The following is an 11,917-nucleotide window of genomic DNA, read 5'->3' as shown; positions in this document are numbered from 1 at the left end:
CGGGGCCGCCCGCGCCCGTGTCAGTGGTCATCGCCGTGCGTGGATACATGGCCGACCTCGGGGAGTCGCCTGTCGTGCGACGAGGTCGGGACCAGCCGTGTGACGGAGTCGGGCATCGCGCCGACCGTGAACACGCGGACCAGGCCGTCGACGGCGGCGGTGACGAAGGAGGCGCGGGACGGCACCTGGTCGGGCAGCCGGACCGCGTGCGACCCGGCCTCACGGCGGCCGTCGAGGACCCGCATCGAGGTGCTCCTGGGCTCGGGCGGCACGAAGGAGGTGCCCCACAGGGCCTCTACGGTGACCTGCGCGGGCTCCCCGAGGGTCAGCCGCACGCACCGGTCGGCGGCGTCGTAGGTGATCTCGGCGCCGTCCGGGCGCCGCCGCCCGTCGGAGGTGGCCGCTTCGACCTGGGCGGCGATGACCCCTGGGATGCCGGCGAGCCCCTGGACGAAGGTCACCCCCGGGTTGCGCCTGGCGACCTCCTCGCGCAGGTGCTTCTTGGTGTCGGCCGGGACCATTCCGCCGAAGACCAGCACGTCGAGGCCGGTGACGTCGTAGTCGTCGAGGACGCGGTCGAACTGGTTGGTCGCGTCGGCGGCGTAGCCCTTGGCGCGCAGGATGCCGACCGCGGCGAGCAGGACGCCGGGGCTGCGGCCGACCACGAGGACGCGGTCGGGCTCGTCGGTGGGCGTGGCGTTCATCGTCGGATCTCCCTGGTGGTGGAGGCGCGCCGGCGGTCGGCGCCATGTTGGCTCTACCAATGTTGGCATCTCCAACATAGGCGATGTTGGCCCTCCCCACAATTGGTAATCTGAGGGCATGCCTGTGCCCCCCCATCGGCCCGGCCGTACGCCGGATCGGCTCAAGGACCGCCCGACCTGGCTCATCAGCCGCGCCTACGCGCGCTCCGCGGCCCTGCTCGCGGCCGGATTCGAAGCCGACGGAAAGGGCCTGCGCGGATATCACTACCGCCTGCTCGTGACCCTCGAACAGTGGGGACCCTCCAGCCAGGCCGACCTCGGCCGCGACACGGGGATCGACCGGAGCGATGTCACGGCGGCGCTCACCGAGCTCGAGTCACTCGGCCTCGTCGAACGCAGGGTCGACCCCGACCACAAGCGTCGGAACATCGTGACGCTGACGCCTCAGGGCCTGGACACCCTCCTCGCACTCGACGTCATGGTCGACCGGACCCAGGAGGCCGTGCTGGCGCCCCTGACCGCCGCCCAGCGACGTCAGTTCGTCGACCTGATGTCGCGGCTGCTCGACTAGGGCCCGCCGGCCCGCGGGTGTCCGTGGGGTGGCGCCGCGGCGTTACGCCGGGGTGTCGGCGGGTGAGACCTCGCTCGCCGGGGCGGCGGCGACCTCCGCGACCTGCTCCTCGGCGGCCGGGCGGGTGGTCTCGCCCCAGCGGGCGATGGCCGGCCCGGTGGCGCCGAGGAGCGCCAGCAGGACGCCGAGTCCGAACCATCCGGCGCGCCCGAAGCTCAGGGCGAAGCCGAGCAGGAGGGCCGGCGCGGCGGCCTTCACGGCCCCGGAGACGGTGTTGGAGAGCCCCTGGTACTGGCCCTGGGCGTGCGCCGGCGGCAGGCCGTACTCGAAGGCGAAGGTGCCGGCGGCGTGCCAGATCTCGCCCAGGGTCAGCAGCAGCATGCCGGTGACCAGCAGCAGGAGCGCCGCCCAGGCGGGCAGTCCGGCCATCAGGCCGAGCGCGGTGCAGCCGAGCAGCAGGACGAAGCCCGCCCTGCGCAGCGCGCCGCCGCCGTCCTTGACGGTGTGGACCTTCTCGCCGAGCCTGACCTGCAGCAGCACCACCACGGTGGTGTTGATCACGAAGGCCACGGTGATCGCCCAGGCCGGTGCGTCGGTGTGGTCGACGATCCACACCGGAATCAGGATCTCCAGGATCATGCTCTGCAGCATCATCGCGCCGCCGACGGTGGCGTAGGCGACGAACGGCAGGTCCCGCAGGGCGATCCAGCGGGGCACGCGCGCGTCCACGTCGTCCTGCTCCGGCCGCGGCAGCGGCGGGAAGTTGGGCACCCGCAGCAGCAGGAGCGACGCGCTGAACTGCGCCACGGCGAACAGGAGCAGCAGCACCTTGTAGGAGGTCTGGGTGCCGATCTCCACGCCGACCCCGCTGGCCAGCGAGCCCAGCGCCACGCCGAAGTTGGCCGCCGCCCTGACCTGGGAGCGCAGCTTGACGGTGTGCTCGCCCCCGACGCGGCGCAGCAGTGCGCCCACCGCGGGCATGTAGGCGGCGAAACTGAAGGTGATGACCGACTCGGCGGCGATCAGGCTCCAGAAGTTCTGCACGAACAGGAAGCCGATGCCGGCCACGCACAGCCCGGCGAGACCGCCCATCGCCACCCGCCGCGGTCCGATGCGGTCGGCGAGTTCACCGGCCGGGATCGAGAACGGGATGGCCAGCAGGCCGGCGATCATGAAGGCCAGTCCGACCTGGGTGGCGTCGACACCGACGATCCTCGTGAAGTAGAGGATGCTGATCGGCATGATGATGCCGCCGCCGACCGTGCTGATGAACGACGAGGTGACATAGGTCCGCTGGACGCCCGGCTCGGGGAGGAGGGACCTGAGGAAGGAGTTCGGACTTATCGTGGACATGACCCGCCTTCGCGTGGGTTGCGACCCGATGGGCATCGGCGTCGAGAGGGGTGGGGACCTGCCGTCTACGGGGTCAGCCGGCGCCTGTCGAGGGGCGGCCGCCGCACGGTCACGGCCGGAGCCTGACCGCGGTCACGACCGCAGCCTGGTCTCGCCGAGCCGTTCGGTGAGAAAGGCGCGTTCCACGTCGTTGTCGCAGAGGATCAGTGCCTCCTCGTACGCCTCGGCCGCCTGGTCCCACCTGCGCAGCTGCCGCAGGAAGTCGGCGCGCGCGGCGCTGAGGTAGCTGTACGCGGCCAGCGTCGGCTCCTCGGACAGCGGGGCCAGCGCGTCGAGGCCGGCCCGCGGCCCGTCGCGCAGTCCGACGGCCACCGCGCGGTTCAGCGCGATGACCGGGGAAGGCCACAGGTCGAGGAGCACGTCGTAGAGTCCGACGATCTCCGCCCAGTCGGTGTCCTGCCAGGTCGGCGCTTCGGCGTGCACCGCGGCGATGGCCGCTTCGAGGGCGTACCGGGTCGGCGGCCGGCGGCGCAGCGCCTCGGTGAGCAGCGCGACCCCTTCCTCGATCAGCCGCGGGTCCCAGCGGGTGCGGTCCTGCTCGGAGAGCAGCAGCATCCGCCCGGAGGCCGACAGCCGGGTGTCCGCCCGCGCGTCGATCAGCAGCATGAGGGCGAGCAGGGCGCCGGTCTCGGCGTCGTTCGGCATGATCAGGCGCAGCATGCGCGCCAGGCCCAGCGCGCTGTCCACCAGGTCCCGGCGCACCAGCCGGCTGCCGACCGGCGCGGTGTGGCCGGTGGTGAAGATCAGGTGCACGACCTCCAGGACGGCGCCGGTGCGTTCGGCGAGCTGGTCGGGCGACGGCACGCGGTACGGGATGCGCGCCTTGGCGATCTTGTGCTTGGCGCGGGTGACCCGTGCGGCCATGGTGGACTCGGACACGAGGAACGCGCGCGCCACCTCGGCCGTCGACAGTCCGCACACCAGCCGCAGCGTCAGCGCGATCCGGGCGTCGCGGGACAGCGCCGGGTGGCAGCAGGTGAAGATCAGCCGCAGCCTGTCGTCGTCGAGGGCGTCCTCGGGCCCGGGCACCGGCTCGTCCGCGACGAGCAGCGGCAGGTTCCGCGCCAGCACGGCCTGGCGGCGGTGCGTGTCCAGGACCCGGTGGCGTGCGGTGGTCGTCAGCCAGGCGCCGGGATTGTCCGGCAGGCCCGATTCCGTCCAGCTCTGGAGCGCCTGCGTGAAGGCCTCCTGAACGCACTCCTCGGCGAGATCGAGGTCCCGGGTCAGGTGGGCGGTCGCCGCCAGCACCCGTGCCCACTCGCGGCGGTGCACCTGCGCCACCACCGCGGCGACCTCCTCGCTCATCCCCGCTCCACCACCGGGCGGATCTCCACCCCGCTGTGGCCGGCGGTCGCCTCGTACAGCCGTGAGGCCAGGCCCATGACCTCGTCGAGGTCGCTCGCCTCGATCAGGTAGTAGCCCCCCACCGCCTCCTTGGTCTCCAGGAACGGCCCGTCGGTCGTGGTGGGCTGCCCTGACGCGTCCGTGCGCAGCGTGGTGGCGACGCTCGCCGGCTCCAGCTCGCGGGTGTCGAGCACCGCCGTCCCGGCCGCCGCGACCAGGTCGCGGTGCCCGTCGCCGAGCTTCTGCCGCTCCTGGTCGGACATCGAGGCCCATGCCCGCTCGTCGCCGTAGATGAGCACCAGGTACTTCGCCATGTCAGCCATCCCTTCGTTCGGAACCCCCCGAGAAGTCCGTCTACCTGAGCGACGAACACGAAGGGGTCCGGATCGACAATCTTGGAAGGGATTCTGGTGCAGGCGGCCGGCGAGCGGGTCGCCCCCGGTCGTGGCACCGGCGTGGAGACCGCCGCCGGCGCCTCGACCGAGGGGCCCGACGCCGCCCGCCGGTCCCTCTCAGCCCCTGAGGTAGACCGGCTGGTCGGAGTGGCCGTTGACGACGAAGCTGCCCTGCCCCACCAGCTCGTCGCGCGGCACCGCCAGGCGCATGTCCGGGTAGCGCTCGAACAGCGCGGGTATGCCGATCATCCAGGCCAGCTTGGCCAGGCTGACACCGAGGCAGTAGTGCGCGCCGAAGCCGAACGACAGGTGCCGCTTGTCCGCGCGCAGCGGGTCGAAGACGTCGGCGGTGTCGCCGTGGATGGCCGGGTCACGTCCGATGCCGGCGAAGTCGACGAGGATGACGTCGCCCTTCGCCATCCGCACCCCGCCGATCTCGAGGTCCTCGGTGGCGAAACGGAACGGCAGGTGCCCCACCGGCGACTCCACCCGGAGCGTCTCCTCGAACACCTCCTCCCAGGGGATCTCGCCGTTCGTCACCTTCTCCCGCAGCGCCTGGTCGTCCAGGAGGGCCAGGGTGGCGTGGGCGAGGCCGTTGACCAGGGTCTCGGACCCGGCGCCGAGCAGCAGGTGCAGGGTGCCGATCATCTCGGAGTCGCTCAGCCGCGAGCCGTCCTCGTCCTTGGCGGCGATCATCCCGGTGGTCAGGTCGTCACCGGGGTTCGCGCGCTTGTACTCGACAGGTCGGCGATGGCCTTCTGCCACTGGTCGAGGTTGGCCTCGGCGACGTCGTCGGTCATCGTGGTGTCGACGTTCTTGTGCCCGCCGGCCAGCACCTCGGCGCGGGCCTCGGCGGGCACGCCGAACAGGTCGCACATCAGGCGGGTGGGCAGCTCGCCGTGGAACCGCGACTTCAGGTCCACCACGCCGCCCTCTTCGCAGGCCGCGTCCAGTTCGTGGAGGAGCTCCTCGACCGTCTTGATGATGTGCGGCCGCATGGCCTCCACGCGCCGCGCGGTGAACGCCTTCAGCAGCAGCCTGCGCAGCCGGGCGTGGTCGGGGCCGTCGTGGGTGGCCATGTTGTCCATCGCCGCCCAGGTGATCAGCGGCCAGCCGTCCGAGATCTCCCCGTTGATGTACTCGGGCCAGCTGCGGCGGGGGTTCTTGGAGAACCGCTCGTCGCCCATCATCTCCTTGGCGACGTCGTAGCTGTGCACCGACCATGCCAGGACGTTGCCGGGCAGCTCGACCCGCGCGATGGGGCCCTGCTCGCGCAGCCGGGTCGTCTCCGCGTGGATGTCGGTCCCCTGGGGGTCGAGGGCGTACGGGCACACCGCTTCTGCCATGATCCTGCCTCCTCGTGGTGGAATCCGCGATCGCGGCCAACGTGAGCGTGGCGGCTTCGCGCCGCCGCTGACTCAATCTTTTTCACGGTATGGCTTCCTATCGGACTCGTATCACTTTCAAATTGCCTGATCGGGTCGCTGCGGTGCGCCCGCGGGAGGCCGCGGGTGCGGCAGGACGCGGCAATCTCGGAGATCCGGCGGCCGGATTCCGCCGTTACGGTGTCACCGATCCGGCTCCGGCGGGCCAGTTGGGCACGAGGCGGTCCGCCTGCGGGACGCGCCGGGCCGCAGGGCCCGGAACCCATCGACCGCGCGGGCCGGCTGGGCCCGCCGTCACCGAGGAGCACAGATGGAACCGTTCCGCGTCGACGTCCCCCAGGCCGCGCTCGACGACCTGAACCGCCGTCTGGACGACGCCCGCTGGCCGGCGGAGGTCCCCGGAGCCGGCTGGGACCGCGGGGTGCCGGTGGAGTACCTCAGGGAGCTGGCCGGGTACTGGCGGACCCGGTACGACTGGCGGGCCGCCGAGGCGCGGTTGAACGCCTTCCCGCAGTTCACCACCGACATCGACGGGACCAGGGTGCACTTCGTGCACGTGCGGTCCCCCGAGCCGGACGCGACGCCGCTGCTCATCACGCACGGCTGGCCGGGCTCCATCGTGGAGTTCCTCCGCGTCGCCGGGCCGCTGACCGATCCGCGCGCGCACGGCGGGGATCCGGCTGACGCCTTCCACCTGGTGCTGCCCTCGCTGCCGGGCTTCGGCTTCTCCGGCCCGACTCCGGAGGCCGGCTGGGGCGTCGGGCGGATCGCGGGCGCCTGGGCCGAGCTGATGCGCCGTCTGGGCCATGAGCGGTACGTCGTGCAGGGCGGGGACATCGGCGCCTGGATCAGCCTCGTCCTGGCAGGACTCGACAGCGAGCACGTCGTGGGCGCGCACGTGAACTTCCTGGACACCGCGCAGGGCGGTGCCGCCGCGTCCGCCGACCTCACCGAGGACGACCGCGGCCGGCTGCGCCTGCTGGACGACTTCCTGGAGCACGGGTCCGCGTACATGAGCCTGCAGGCCACGCGACCGCAGACGCTCTCCTACGCGCTCACCGACTCCCCCATAGGGCAGTTGGCGTGGATCGTCGAGAAGTTCCGGGAGTGGTCCGACTCCGACAAGGTTCCCGAGGACGCCGTGGACCGTGACGACCTGCTGACCAACGTCATGCTGTACTGGCTGACCGCGACGGCGGGCTCCTCCGCCCAGTTCTACTTCGAGATGGCCGGCTTCCTGCCGACCTCCCCGGTGCCGCCTCCCCCGGCCGACCAGGGGCCGCTGCCGGTACCGGTGGGGGTGGCCGTGTATCCGGCGGACCTCGCCAAGCCGGTGCGGCGGCTGGCCGACCGGGCGTTCTCCTCGATCGTGCACTGGAGCGAGCTGGAGCGCGGCGGCCACTTCGCCGCGATGGAGGAGCCGGACCTGTTCGTCGCCGACCTGCGCGCCTTCCGCCGGGCCCTGCGGCTCCGGGGCGCCTGACGTTCGTGCGTGCGGCGCCCGCGTGCCGTACGTGTCCGACGGCCCGGCCCTGCGTACCGCTGCGCGGCGCAGGGCCGACGGCCGTCAGGCGGTGTCGGTGTCGGTGTCGGTGTGCATGGTGAAGGTGCGGGCGGCGCGGACGCAGAGTGCGTCGAGTTCGGTGGCGCTGTGCGCGCCGAGGATCAGGAAGAAGTACCAGTCGGAGGGGCCGGTCAGGCGGGCCCGCTCGCCGATCTGCCGCTGCCGGTGCCAGGTGATGGTGCCGGGGAACGCGCGCAGTTCCTCGTCGGTCGGGGCGCTGGTGATGACGCCGGGGACCGTCGGCCGGATGCTGATCCCGCCGACGTGCGGCCAGGCCGGCTTCAGCGGCGGGATGCCGCCGGTCAGCGCGGTGTCGGCGATGAGGGACCAGGTGGAGCGGCCGTGGTAGGCGCCGAGCATCAGCTGCACCCAGGCGCCGCCGCCGCGTGAGGCGATCTCGGAGAAGACCAGCTCCCCGTCCGGGCGCTGGAAGACCTCCAGGTGCGTCGGGCCGTCGGCGATGCCGAGCGCCGGGTTGATCCGCGCGTGCATCTGCCGGAGCCGGTCGTAGAGTTCGGGGTACTCCTCGGGCGCCAGGATCATCGATCCGTCCAGGGCGTTCTCCAGCACCGTGATCCGCGGCCGCAGGTAGCGGTGCACCACGAACGTCTGCTCCCGGCCGTCCGACCAGATCGCGTCGACGCACAGCTCCTCGCCCGGCACGAACTCCTCGACGATCAGGTGCCGGGACCGCTGCGCCGGGTCGAACCGCAGTCCCGTCGCGGCCGCGGCCAGCTCCGCCGTCTCCTCGACCCGCACCGTCGCGCTGGCGCCGAAGCCGGCCGCCGGCTTGACGATCAGCGGCGCCGTCAGCTCCTTGCCGACCTCAGCCGTGGCCGCCTCGTCCTGGGCGTCGGCCAGCGACCGGAACCGCGTCACCGGCACTCCGGCGTCCCGCACCAGCTCCTTCATGAGGCGTTTGTCGCGGTGCGCGACGTGGTGCCGGGGGTCCGCGGGCGCGTCCTGCACCAGCATCCGCAGGTAGCCGGCGCCGAACTGGCTCAACTCGTTCTGGTTGCACACGCGGATGACCGGTGGACACGTCTGCCGCACGTCGACGGCGACGGCCGACAGTTCGGCCAGCGAGTCGAGGCTGCCCACGGTGTAGACCTTCCGGCACCGGGCCAGCAGCCGCGGGTCGGGCGACTCGTACCGGACGTCGGCACGCTCCAGCACCAGGCAGACCTCGACCTCGCGTTCGGCGCGCGCGGGGTGGTCCAGCAGGGCGGCGAGCAGCTCCGGCTGGTATCGGCAGACCACGACGGTGCAGGGGCCGGCGTGGTCAAGACGCCCGACGGTCATCGCCGGCCTCCTCCGGGTCGAGAAGTTCCCTGAGGCCCCGCCGGTCCGCCTTGCCGCCCGGGAGCAGCGGCATCGCCGCGAGCGCCACGACGCGGTCGGGCATGGCGGCGCCGAGCACGGCGTGCAGCGGGCGGCGCAGCGCCGCGGCGACGGCCGGGTCCGGACCCTCGACGACCAGCACGAGGTCGCCGCTGGAGGGCAGTTGGACGCAGCACGCCGAGCGGACCGCGGGCAGGCCGGCCGCAGCCGCCTCGACGGAGGCGATGTCCACGAACACACCCCGGCGTTTGACCAGCGAGTCCAGCCGGCCGAGGACCACCAGCCGCCCCGCCTCGTCGAGTACGCCGCGGTCCTGGGTACGGAACTCGGTCGTCCCCCCGGTGCACGTCAGGCGCGCGCGGTCGTCGGGCCCGCAGGTGTCCGGCAGGTATCCCAGCGAGCCGTCCGGGGTGGTGACGACGACCCTCTGGACGCCCGCCGGGCCGCCTGCCGGGCTGTCGGAGCGGTCGGCGCCCGCGTCGGCGCCCGTGTCGGCGGGTTCCAGGCCGAGGACCGCGCCGGGCAGCGGGTGGCCGACCGGTTGCAGGCCGGGGCCGCAGTCGCCGGGCACGTCGTAGTGGAACTTGGCGAGCGTGGTCTCCGACGGGCCGTAGAGGTTGGCGACCTTCGACTTCGGGGCGGCGGCACGCCACGCCCGCACGTGCCGCCCGTACAGGGGTTCGCCGGCGAACACCGTGTGCCGCAGCGCGTCCGGCGCCGGCGTCGTCGGCGGGGCGGCCGCCAGCCAGCGGGCGCTCAGGCTCGGCACCGCGTGCAGCACCTCGATGCCGTTGCCGGCGAGCCAGGGAAGCACGGCGGCCGGGGTGGCGCGGACGGCCGGGGCGGCGATGTGCAGTTCACCGCCGGAGCACAGCGGCAGCAGCAGGTCGCGGTAGACCACGTCGAAGGAGGGGGAGGTCAGCATCGCCACCCGGGTGCCGGGCCCGAGGCCCAGGGCGGCGATCTCCCAGTCGATGAAGGCCAGCAGCCCGGCTGCCCGGCCGACGATGCCCTTGGGGGTTCCCTGGCTGCCCGAGGAGAACACCAGGTAGCCGGCGCCGGCCGGCAGCACGCGCGGGTCGGGCTCGCCGGTCGGCTCGGCCTCGCCGGTCTCCGGCCGCAGCACGGCCGACGGCCGGGCGGTGTCCAGCACGTCGGTCACGCGGTCCGCCGGCTGCTGTTCGTCGACGAGCAGCGGCACCAGCCCGGCGGCCCTGGCGCCGAGGAAGGCGGCAGGCCACGCCGGGTCGCCGCCGGCGAGGACCGCGACGACCGTGCCGGGCGCCAGGCAGAGGTCCGCGCACCGGCTCTGCCACTGATCCGTCTGCCGCAGCAGGTCCCGGTAGGTGATCCGCTCGCCCCCGCCGACCACGGCCGGGTCCGCGGGATGCCGCGCCGCGACCTGCCTGACCCGGTCGACCACCGGGCAGGGCGGGACGCCTTCCACGGCGCTAGCGGCCACTGGCCGCGTCGATGCGCTGGACCAGCAGGTCCGCCAGCTCACCGAGCGACGTGGTGTCGAAGATGTCCACGATCGTGCACTCGACGTCGAACTCCTCCTCCAGCACGGTGGCCATCTGCACCGCGGAGATCGAGTCGAAACCCGCCGCGATCGGATCGACGCTCGCGTCGACCTCCTCGCCGTGCGCCTGCCGCGCGGCGGCGAGTACGGCGGCGAGCACCCGGCCGGAGAGGTTGCTGCTCGTTGCGGTGTCCACTAGTTGTCCCTCCAGGGCTGGTCAGGGGTCTGGGCGATGCGCAGGACGAGGTCACGGAAGTCGCCGGTCCACCGTTCGACGGTGCCGGCCTCAAGGCGGTCCGGGGGGTACTCGAGCTGGCCCATGAGGCCGCCGGAGGACAGTTCCCACATCCCCCAGATGCACCGGCCGCCGCGGTCGAACGGGATCTCCTCCCGGAAGGTGACCCGCTCGGCTCCCTCGGCGAAGGGGATCTCGTCGGGACCGGGAAGGGGCCGCAGGTAGTTGAAGAAGAGCGGCACGTTCCCGGGCTGCTCGTTCGGCCGCATGAACGCGGGCATGCGGCGTTCCAGCTCGTTGTTCGGCATCGGGTGGCGGTACGCCTGCAGGCAGGTGGTCCGTGCGCTCAGCAGGACGTCGCGGAGGGTCGCGCAGCCGTCGAGGTCGACGCGCAGCGGCAGCGCGTCGACGAAGTTGCCGATCGTGTCGAGGAACGTCGGGTGGTCGCGGGGCGCTCTGACCGTCATCAGCGCCGGGTCGCTGGTCCCGGTGAGCCCGTTCGCCAACAGCGCGCCCGCGGCGACCAGGACGTGCCAGGTCGATGCGCGCTCGGCCTTCGCCCTGGCCCGTACGGCCGCCATCTCGCCCGGGGTGAGGTCGAAGGTGAGGGTGCCGTACGGGGCTTCCCCGGGCGCGGCGAACGGACGGTCGGCGGACGGACGGTCGGCGGGCAGCCGGTCGGCGGGCGGCGCGAAGACGGCGGCTCCGGCCAGGTGACCGGCCCAGTACGCGCGCGTCGCGCGGGCCTTGGCCTCGTTCAGCGTCCGCTGCTGCCAGGTGGCGTACTCGCCGTACTGGCGGACCGGCGGCAGCGCCGGGGCGGTGCCCGCCGTCCTGGCCTGGTAGAAGGCCGCCAGGTCGCGGCGCAGCACGCCGGCCGACCAGGCGTCGCCGGCGATGTGGTGGGTCACGAGGGTCAGCACCGCGTCGCGGTCGTCGAAGCGGTACAAGGCCGCGCGCAGCAGCGGGCTGTGGTTCCTCGACATGGTCTGCGTGTAGAGGTCGGCGAGCAGTTCCTCGGCCAGGTCCTCGCGTGACTTGTCAGGTCCCGTCTCCAGCCGGTGCTGGGTGAAGGGCACGGGCGCCGGCGGCAGGACGCTCTGGTGCCCGTCGCCGCCGTCCTGCGCCGGGGAGGTGATCACGGTCCGCAGCGACTCGTGCCGGACCACCACGTCGTCCAGCGCGCCCTGAAGTGCGGCGGAGTCCAGCGTCCCCTTGATCCGTAAGGCCATGGGCATGATGTACCGGTCCATGTCCTGTCCCGCCGCCTCGTTGACGCAGCACATCGTCAACTGGGCGGAGAGGGGATACCGGAGCCGCCCCTGGAGTTCCTGCATCTGCCAACCGCCTTCCCTGGTCGCGCCGCGGTGACTCTACTGCCGGCCACGCGGCGGCAGGGCCGCGACGGCGGCTGCGCCCGGGTCCGGAAGCCGGGTGCGGGCG

The 11,917-nt window shown here is 72.8% G+C and carries 12 protein-coding genes; 2 read left to right on the top strand and 10 right to left on the bottom strand.

Translation table 11 applies throughout. The annotated features are described in order from the left end of the window. Positions 1-20: 20 nt before the first annotated feature. Positions 21-704: a hypothetical protein gene (locus tag V2S66_RS04970; protein ID WP_330793186.1), complete on the bottom strand. Its 684-nt coding sequence runs from the start codon at positions 702-704 to the stop codon at positions 21-23. Between the two features lie 118 nt (positions 705-822). Between V2S66_RS04970 and V2S66_RS04965 the strand changes: the two genes are divergently transcribed. Then, complete coding sequence (locus V2S66_RS04965; protein ID WP_330793185.1) at positions 823-1,275, top strand: MarR family winged helix-turn-helix transcriptional regulator; 453 nt, start codon at positions 823-825, stop codon at positions 1,273-1,275. 42 nt (positions 1,276-1,317) lie between these two features. Here the strand turns inward: V2S66_RS04965 and V2S66_RS04960 are convergent, their stop codons facing one another. From V2S66_RS04960 to V2S66_RS04940, 5 genes are all read right to left on the bottom strand, one after another. Then, positions 1,318-2,628, bottom strand: a complete 1,311-nt coding sequence (locus V2S66_RS04960; protein WP_330793184.1) for an MFS transporter — start codon at positions 2,626-2,628, stop codon at positions 1,318-1,320. A gap of 132 nt (positions 2,629-2,760) precedes the next feature. Further along, positions 2,761-3,993, bottom strand: a complete 1,233-nt coding sequence (locus tag V2S66_RS04955) for an RNA polymerase sigma factor (RefSeq protein WP_330793183.1) — start codon at positions 3,991-3,993, stop codon at positions 2,761-2,763. Beyond that, positions 3,990-4,346 carry a YciI family protein gene (locus V2S66_RS04950; RefSeq protein ID WP_330793182.1) on the bottom strand — a complete coding sequence of 119 codons (357 nt, stop codon included), beginning with the start codon at positions 4,344-4,346 and terminating at the stop codon, positions 3,990-3,992. Before V2S66_RS04950 ends, V2S66_RS04955 begins: the two co-directional genes overlap by 4 nt. A 198-nt stretch (positions 4,347-4,544) precedes the next feature. After that, positions 4,545-5,192 carry a cytochrome P450 gene (locus V2S66_RS04945; RefSeq protein ID WP_330793181.1) on the bottom strand — a complete coding sequence of 216 codons (648 nt, stop codon included), beginning with the start codon at positions 5,190-5,192 and terminating at the stop codon, positions 4,545-4,547. After that, a complete protein-coding gene (locus V2S66_RS04940) occupies positions 5,132-5,773 on the bottom strand; it encodes a cytochrome P450 (RefSeq protein WP_330793180.1) in 642 nt (213 codons plus the stop codon). Before V2S66_RS04940 ends, V2S66_RS04945 begins: the two co-directional genes overlap by 61 nt. Before the next feature lie 349 nt (positions 5,774-6,122). Between V2S66_RS04940 and V2S66_RS04935 the strand changes: the two genes are divergently transcribed. Further along, positions 6,123-7,295 (top strand): epoxide hydrolase family protein, encoded by a 1,173-nt coding sequence (locus V2S66_RS04935; protein WP_330793179.1) that lies wholly within the window; start codon positions 6,123-6,125, stop codon positions 7,293-7,295. A gap of 84 nt (positions 7,296-7,379) precedes the next feature. Here V2S66_RS04935 and V2S66_RS04930 read toward each other — a convergent pair whose 3' ends face one another. From V2S66_RS04930 to V2S66_RS04915, 4 genes are read right to left on the bottom strand one after another with little or no spacing between them, the layout of a single operon-like run. Next, on the bottom strand, positions 7,380-8,678 hold the full coding sequence (locus V2S66_RS04930; RefSeq protein WP_330793178.1) for an ATP-grasp domain-containing protein: 1,299 nt from the start codon (positions 8,676-8,678) through the stop codon (positions 7,380-7,382). Further along, the gene (locus V2S66_RS04925) at positions 8,659-10,164 is read right to left on the bottom strand and encodes an AMP-binding protein (RefSeq protein WP_330793177.1); all 1,506 of its coding nucleotides are present in this window, start codon (positions 10,162-10,164) and stop codon (positions 8,659-8,661) included. The genes V2S66_RS04930 and V2S66_RS04925 overlap by 20 nt, the downstream gene beginning before the upstream one ends. A gap of 4 nt (positions 10,165-10,168) precedes the next feature. Then, positions 10,169-10,435, bottom strand: coding sequence for an acyl carrier protein (locus V2S66_RS04920; protein WP_330793176.1), 267 nt, complete (start codon positions 10,433-10,435; stop codon positions 10,169-10,171). Next, complete coding sequence (locus tag V2S66_RS04915) at positions 10,435-11,811, bottom strand: condensation domain-containing protein (RefSeq protein WP_330793175.1); 1,377 nt, start codon at positions 11,809-11,811, stop codon at positions 10,435-10,437. The genes V2S66_RS04920 and V2S66_RS04915 overlap by 1 nt, the downstream gene beginning before the upstream one ends. Between the last annotated feature and the right edge of the window lie 106 nt (positions 11,812-11,917).

The organism is Actinacidiphila polyblastidii (assembly GCF_036353415.1).
GTDB lineage: Bacteria > Actinomycetota > Actinomycetes > Streptomycetales > Streptomycetaceae > Actinacidiphila > Actinacidiphila polyblastidii.
The sequence above is the reverse complement of the archived record's forward strand: the minus strand, read 5'-3'. Positions and strand labels throughout refer to the sequence as shown.

What these genes read in the sequence shown, in the direction of transcription:
- V2S66_RS04970 (WP_330793186.1), bottom strand. Translation starts at nt 704, where the DNA reads ATGAACGCCACGCCCACCGACGAGCCCGACCGCGTCCTCGTGGTCGGC.
- V2S66_RS04960 (WP_330793184.1), bottom strand. Translation starts at nt 2,628, where the DNA reads ATGTCCACGATAAGTCCGAACTCCTTCCTCAGGTCCCTCCTCCCCGAG.
- V2S66_RS04940 (WP_330793180.1), bottom strand. Translation starts at nt 5,773, where the DNA reads ATGGCAGAAGCGGTGTGCCCGTACGCCCTCGACCCCCAGGGGACCGAC.
- V2S66_RS04965 (WP_330793185.1), top strand. Translation starts at nt 823, where the DNA reads ATGCCTGTGCCCCCCCATCGGCCCGGCCGTACGCCGGATCGGCTCAAG.
- V2S66_RS04950 (WP_330793182.1), bottom strand. Translation starts at nt 4,346, where the DNA reads ATGGCGAAGTACCTGGTGCTCATCTACGGCGACGAGCGGGCATGGGCC.
- V2S66_RS04935 (WP_330793179.1), top strand. Translation starts at nt 6,123, where the DNA reads ATGGAACCGTTCCGCGTCGACGTCCCCCAGGCCGCGCTCGACGACCTG.
- V2S66_RS04930 (WP_330793178.1), bottom strand. Translation starts at nt 8,678, where the DNA reads ATGACCGTCGGGCGTCTTGACCACGCCGGCCCCTGCACCGTCGTGGTC.
- V2S66_RS04955 (WP_330793183.1), bottom strand. Translation starts at nt 3,993, where the DNA reads ATGAGCGAGGAGGTCGCCGCGGTGGTGGCGCAGGTGCACCGCCGCGAG.
- V2S66_RS04915 (WP_330793175.1), bottom strand. Translation starts at nt 11,811, where the DNA reads ATGCAGGAACTCCAGGGGCGGCTCCGGTATCCCCTCTCCGCCCAGTTG.